The 6,248-nt window shown below is 37.3% G+C and carries 5 protein-coding genes and 1 pseudogene; 3 read left to right on the top strand and 3 right to left on the bottom strand.

Going from position 1 to position 6,248, the window contains the following annotated elements; translation table 11 throughout:
• On the bottom strand, positions 1–435 hold the full coding sequence (ppdD, locus tag J3U16_RS11285) for a prepilin peptidase-dependent pilin (protein ID WP_065733906.1): 435 nt from the start codon (positions 433–435) through the stop codon (positions 1–3).
• A gap of 175 nt (positions 436–610) precedes the next feature.
• Between ppdD and ampD the strand changes: the two are divergent.
• Positions 611–1,156 (top strand): annotated as a pseudogene (gene ampD, locus J3U16_RS12140) (1,6-anhydro-N-acetylmuramyl-L-alanine amidase AmpD); the annotation flags it as partial.
• Positions 1,151–1,474 carry a YqcC family protein gene (locus tag J3U16_RS12145; protein WP_416380757.1) on the top strand — a complete coding sequence of 108 codons (324 nt, stop codon included), beginning with the start codon at positions 1,151–1,153 and terminating at the stop codon, positions 1,472–1,474. The pseudogene ampD and the gene J3U16_RS12145, both read left to right, overlap by 6 nt.
• A gap of 44 nt (positions 1,475–1,518) precedes the next feature.
• Here the strand turns inward: J3U16_RS12145 and mltG are convergent, their stop codons facing one another.
• Both mltG and alr read right to left on the bottom strand, forming a co-directional pair.
• Entirely contained in the window at positions 1,519–2,532 is a 1,014-nt protein-coding gene (gene mltG, locus J3U16_RS11295; protein ID WP_416379945.1) for an endolytic transglycosylase MltG, read from the bottom strand.
• 6 nt (positions 2,533–2,538) lie between these two features.
• On the bottom strand, positions 2,539–3,612 hold the full coding sequence (gene alr, locus J3U16_RS11300) for an alanine racemase (RefSeq protein ID WP_267330684.1): 1,074 nt from the start codon (positions 3,610–3,612) through the stop codon (positions 2,539–2,541).
• 245 nt (positions 3,613–3,857) lie between these two features.
• On the opposite strand from alr, the gene J3U16_RS11305 reads away from it, so the two are divergent.
• Positions 3,858–5,954: a TonB-dependent receptor gene (locus tag J3U16_RS11305; protein ID WP_267343098.1), complete on the top strand. Its 2,097-nt coding sequence runs from the start codon at positions 3,858–3,860 to the stop codon at positions 5,952–5,954.
• Positions 5,955–6,248: the final 294 nt, after the last annotated feature.

A 6,248-nucleotide genomic window follows, 5' to 3' on the forward strand; every position in this document is an offset into this window, starting at 1 on the left:
TTATTGAAATTTAAAAATATCTTCACAAGCCGTTTTTAAACTGTTATCAACAGGATTGGTGACACAGGTACGTGACCAATCTAAATTGCCTAACGATGAGTTCAACTTAGGTGTTAAAGTTGTGGTTAAGCTAGATAACGCGCTCTTACCGACAATAGTAATCACGCCATTAGTAACATTGATCGAAGTAACATAGTTAGTCGATCTTGTCGTGGGCACACCATTTGCTCCAGCATTACATTTATTTAATGCGCCCTGCTCAATAGCACAAATTTCAATCGCTGTTTTATAGGCTGTCATTGATTGAAGCATATCGGTTAAAGCGGCCTTTTTGACATAACTTTGATAGGCTGGCAAACCGATAGCTGTTAAAATGGCGACTACCACAATGGCGATCATTAACTCAAATAAAGTAAATCCAGACTGCTTGTACATAAATTCCTCTAAAGATTAATCAAATGATAGATAGAGTGACTTTATAGCAAACTGAAAAAATGAAATAATAATCAGATAAAAGATCTGGAAGTTAAAATACAAATTGATTACCACAATCAACATTGTATTAATCAAAGTTGTGAACAAGATCGCAATACACACTATTGGAGCCATAATGACCTTAAAAGTGTTAAAAATAGTTGATGGTTGGATAAGCAATATCAAACAGGTCAAATCGCCGTATTATAATGATCGCACTGACCCCATCACATTATTAGTTATTCATAATATCAGCCTGCCACCGAACCAATATGGCGGGCCTTATGTTGAACAACTTTTTACTGGTAAGCTCGATCCGAATCAGCACCCTTATTTTGCCAATATCTATAAATTACAAGTATCAAGTCACCTATTTATAAGACGCGATGGCGAAATTATTCAATTTGTGCCATTTAATAAACGTGCTTGGCACGCAGGTAAATCAGTATTTGAAGGTAAAGAAAACTGCAACGACTTCTCAATTGGCATAGAAATGGAAGGATGTGATACCGACAACTTTACCGAAGCACAATACCAGCAACTCGCCAACGTTACCATACTATTACAACAAACCTACCCAATCGAAAATATAACTGGACATAGTGACATCGCCCCAGATCGCAAAACCGATCCTGGTCCTTATTTTGATTGGAATTATTATCAAACACTGATTAATATGAAAACAATTTCAATACAACTGAACCTAATTAAAGATGAACTGCAAAACCTTAACTTATGGCAACCCTCCCCCCCGGAGGCAGAAGCTTTTTTAAGTGAGCAGCCATTTGCACTCGACACCATGCAACCGCATGAATGGTTACAGTGGATCTTTATTCCGCGCATACAGGCGTTAATCGATGCTAACAGCGAAATACCAAAATTTGCTCTTCACCCATATTTTGAAGAGGCATTCAAACAGCAAGAAATAGAGGTAGATAATTTATTAGCGCTAATTAAACAACTTGATGAATTAACCACCACTCGGTCAACAAACGAATAATCGAAAAGAGAGACAGCCACAACCGTGGCTGTAAAATTGAAAAATTAATTGTTCATTCTGCGGTATTCATTAACCGCTTGTTGATGATTACTATAATTGCTACTAAATGTATGACCACCAGTACCATTAGCAACAAAGAATAGATAATTCGTTTTAGCTGGATGTGCTGCTGCTTCAAGTGATGCTAAACTTGGCATAGCAATTGGTGTTGGTGGTAGCCCCTCAATCACATAAGTATTATAAGGATTATTGGTATCAGTCAAATCAACACGCCTAATCGTACCCGTATAATTATCCCCTAACCCATAAATAATGGTGGGATCGGTTTGCAACTTCATATTTGCTTTTAAACGATTAACAAAAACTGAAGCAACATTAGCACGTTCAGAGCTTATGCCTGTTTCTTTCTCAATAATCGAGGCAATAATCAGCAACTCATAAGGTGTTTTATAAGGTAGATCTTTATCGCGATTATCCCACACTTTTTGTAGATTGTTTTTCATAGTCAAATGGGCGCGCTTAAGAATATTAATATCTAAACTATCTGCGGTATATTGATATGTATCTGGTGATAACCAACCTTCCAATTTTCCATCATCAATGCCCAATATCTTCGCAATCTCATCATGTGACTTACCGGTCAATGTTTGCTTGATATAAGGCGTATTACTAAGCACATTTAACCAATCCTTAGCACGCTTACCTTCAACAAATTGCACAAAAAAACTGCTCTCTTTACCCGACACCAACAATTTTAAAAACTCATCAACAGTCATATGAGGATGTAATTGATAAGTTCCCGCTTTAATCGAACTTAAAGAGGGATTGAGTTTATACAAATAAGGCAACAAATACGCTTGTTGCATTAAATCACTCTCCTTAACTTGCTCAACTAATTGATGCAAAGAAGTGCCTTTTTTCAACACAAACATCTGATTATCAGCCGTGACATTCATATGTTGCTTAGAAAATTGTTGTAAATAATAATAACCAATAGCTAATGAACCTCCGACGAGTAAAACTACCGTCAGTAACGTATACAAAATAAATTTTTTAATCATAACCTAGTCTTTATAACGAATTTTTGCGCGTGAAGTTAAGCGCGTTAATAACTCATAAGCACTCATTCCCGTGTGCTTAGCGATTTGTTCAACCGGCAACTCCTTGCCCCAAAAAATGACTTCGTCGCCGGGTTTATCCTGGCAGTGTTGTCCTAAATTGACCACAATCATATCCATAGAAACACGACCAACAATCGGTACCAAGCGACCATTAATACTCACGGGTGTATTTTCTGGAATATCGCGCGGATAACCATCACCATATCCCATCGCCACAACCCCTAGTACAGTGTCACTTTCACTTGTCCAAGTTTGACCATAACCAACTGATTGTCCTTTTTCATGCTTACGTACTGCGATTAATTCAGATTTGAGCGTCATAGCGGGTTGTAAATCAGCGACCGCATCAGAAAATGGCGAAACCCCATATAACGCAATACCAACTCGAATCATATCAAGATGAGAATCAGGCCAAGCAAGCAAACCACCTGATGCTGCAATCGATTGTTGACAGCCATTAACCGAACGAGCAAATTCATTAAAACGTGCTATTTGCGTATTGGTTTGTGATGAACCTAACTCATCTGCACTACTAAAATGGCTAATAATATTGATCGGCTGGCGAACAGCTTTACAGCTAGCTAAACGATGAAACTCGTTTATTGCTTCATCAAAATGAAAACCTAAACGGTGCATACCGGTGTCAATCTTAAACCAAACTGTGATCTCATTTGCAAAAGGGATCGTATTTAAAACATCGATTTGCCAACTTGAATGGATAACTGGTTGCAAATTAAAATCAAGCAAATCGTTAATATCATCATGCGGAAAAAAACCTTCCAAAAGCACGATAGGACCACGAATACCAACTTGACGCAAAGCTATTGCTTCTGAAACTCGTGCAACACCAAAACAATCAACTTTACCATCCAACAACTGAGCAACCCCTTCCATGCCATGGCCATAAGCATTCGCTTTAACCACTGCCATTAAAGTACAGTTTGGAGATTTTTGTTTAAAAAATTCAACATTGTGTAAAATTGACTTACGATTAACTTCTACAACAGCAATAGACATTTTGCATAACCTAACTTATATATTGAGTGGTTATTGTAAAATTTGTTATCGATAATCACAAATAAAAAATCGGCAATTTGCGTGATTTTGTTATTAAAAATGTGACAAAGTTAAAAAATCCACACTTATCCTCGCAATTAATACAATTCGAATTAATTTAATTATTTACATCAATAATAATAATGATTATCATTTGCGTTTTATATCAATACAACGTTATACAAAAGAGACTAAAGAGAAGTTTTATGACCCCAAAATTACATTATATTGCAATATTAACTATCTGTTTTTGTGCAGATAGTTATGCAGAAGAAAAAAAAGGCAATCCACAAGATACCATTATCGTTACCGCTGATCGGAATGAAAAGACAGTATGGGATAGCTCAGTATCTGTTAATGCAGTCAACCGTGACGAGATTGAAAAACTCAATGGCGATTCTGTGGTTGAAGCGCTGCGTGATATTCCAGGCGTTGAAATTACCGATAACGCACTAGCAGGACGCAAACAAATCATGATTCGTGGTGAAGCTCCTTCGCGTATTTTAATGTTAATTGATGGTCAAGAAGTGACTTATCACCGTTCTGGACACGGTTCAAGTGCGGGTGTATTAATCGACATGGAATCAGTTGAACGCATCGAAGTGATTAAAGGGCCTCACTCAGTATTATATGGCTCGCAAGCGATTGGTGGCGTCGTTAACTTTATAACCCGTAAAGGAAGTAAAGATGGAAAACCACTAACCGGAGATGCCAAATTAATCTATAACCAATCGACCAATGGCTTTACCGAAATGGGCACGGTAAACGGCACGATTGATGAAATATTTGATTACCGAATCAGTGGAACCTACTCTGAAAATAATGATCGCAAAGCGTATCAAGGCAAACTGCATGATACCGACTTTGATAATAACAGCATAAGCTCATGGTTTGGACTCAACCTTGATAAACACAAATTTGGTATATCATTAGATCGTTATAAACTGAATACCAAAACCTATACGGACGAAAATAAAAAACAACCAGCACTTAAAGAATTTTGGGTAAAAATACCGGAACTGAAACGAGAAAAAGTTGGATTTTTCTATGATTATGATGTTGAAGGCGATTTCTTAAAGAAACTTCATTATGATGCTTACTCCCAAAAAATAAATCGTCAATTTAGAAACCATATTGTTATGCTGCCATTAACGAACAACACTGCAACCAATGACGAACAAAAAACCTATGGTATGACATTCCAATCAGATATGCAGCCACATAAAGATATGCAACTGATTACTGGTATACAGTATCAACAAGACAATGTAGACCAAGATTCACACAATGTCATGATATCAAGAGTAAGAAGAAATACACAACACAAAGACTCAACTAACAAATGGCAACAATCTAGTATTGCGCTATTTGGACAAAATGATTGGGCAATAACCGATGATATCTCTTGGAATCTTGGTGCCCGCCAATATTGGGTCGAATCAAAACTAAAAAAAGGTAATACGACCATTAACATAATTCCAGTTAGGGGTCCAACAACATCTAGCAACAGTATCGATAGAAAAAAGAAAACTCATGATAACAATTTTGTTGTATCGTCAGGAGTAACTTACTCTGGAATTGAAAATACTCAATTAAGAGCCTCTTTTGCTCAAGGATATGTTTACCCTACCCTTTCTCATCTTTATGCGGTCACTTCAGCGGGTGGACAAACTAGTTATGGAAACTCTAATCTAAAAGCTGAAAAATCCAATAACTACGAAATTGGTTTACGCTATAACAATAACAAATTACTAGTTGATGGAGCTATCTACTTCTCAGATGCTAAAGATTACATCACCCAAATGAACTGTAATGGTTCGTCGATATGTAATGGCGCATTGGGAAGTACTAATGCTTACTATATCAATGCCAACAAAGCCAAAACCCATGGCTTAGAATTAAGTGTTGAATACCTAGACCTTCCGGTGAATCCTTATCTAAAAGGGAATTACCTAAGCCGTAAAATCGAGACAGATACTTACAGCACTCGTGACACCGGCAACCCACGCTTTACAGGAAGTGCAGGGATAAAACATACAGCTTATTTTGATAAATTTGATATTGATTCAGACCTATTTATGCGATTTGCCACCAACGCAACAAAACGCGGTGATTCATCTGTTTATCACTACAGCGGATGGTCAACATTAAACTTATCAACCACAACCTCATTTGGCGCTAATCGCCAGTACCATATTGGGTTAGACCTCAATAATATCTTAAACAGAAACTACACCACAGCTTACGAATCGATACCAGCTGCTAAATTCCACGCTATCATTAGCGCCAGTATGAAATTCTAGCGATATAGCAAGGCAAAAGAATCCCTACGCCTAAAAAAATCCGCCCTAGTTGGGGCGGATGGTTTAGTTTCGACATCAAGCTCTGCGTAAAAAATGCTGACCTTATGTATAGCCTTTTTTCTATCAGCGGATTTAATAAATCCGATAGCGCCATCAGGCACAGTGTGCTCTGCTATTAATGCAATTCACTAAAATAATTCTTCAACGCCTGTATAAACGCACTATCTACCATAGCAGGATATTTATTTGCCTGCCATGATTGTAAAAATAATAGATGCTGAACCGTTAAGGATT

This window comes from Gilliamella sp. B3023, from assembly GCF_026536845.1.
Lineage (GTDB): Bacteria > Pseudomonadota > Gammaproteobacteria > Enterobacterales > Orbaceae > Gilliamella > Gilliamella apicola_E.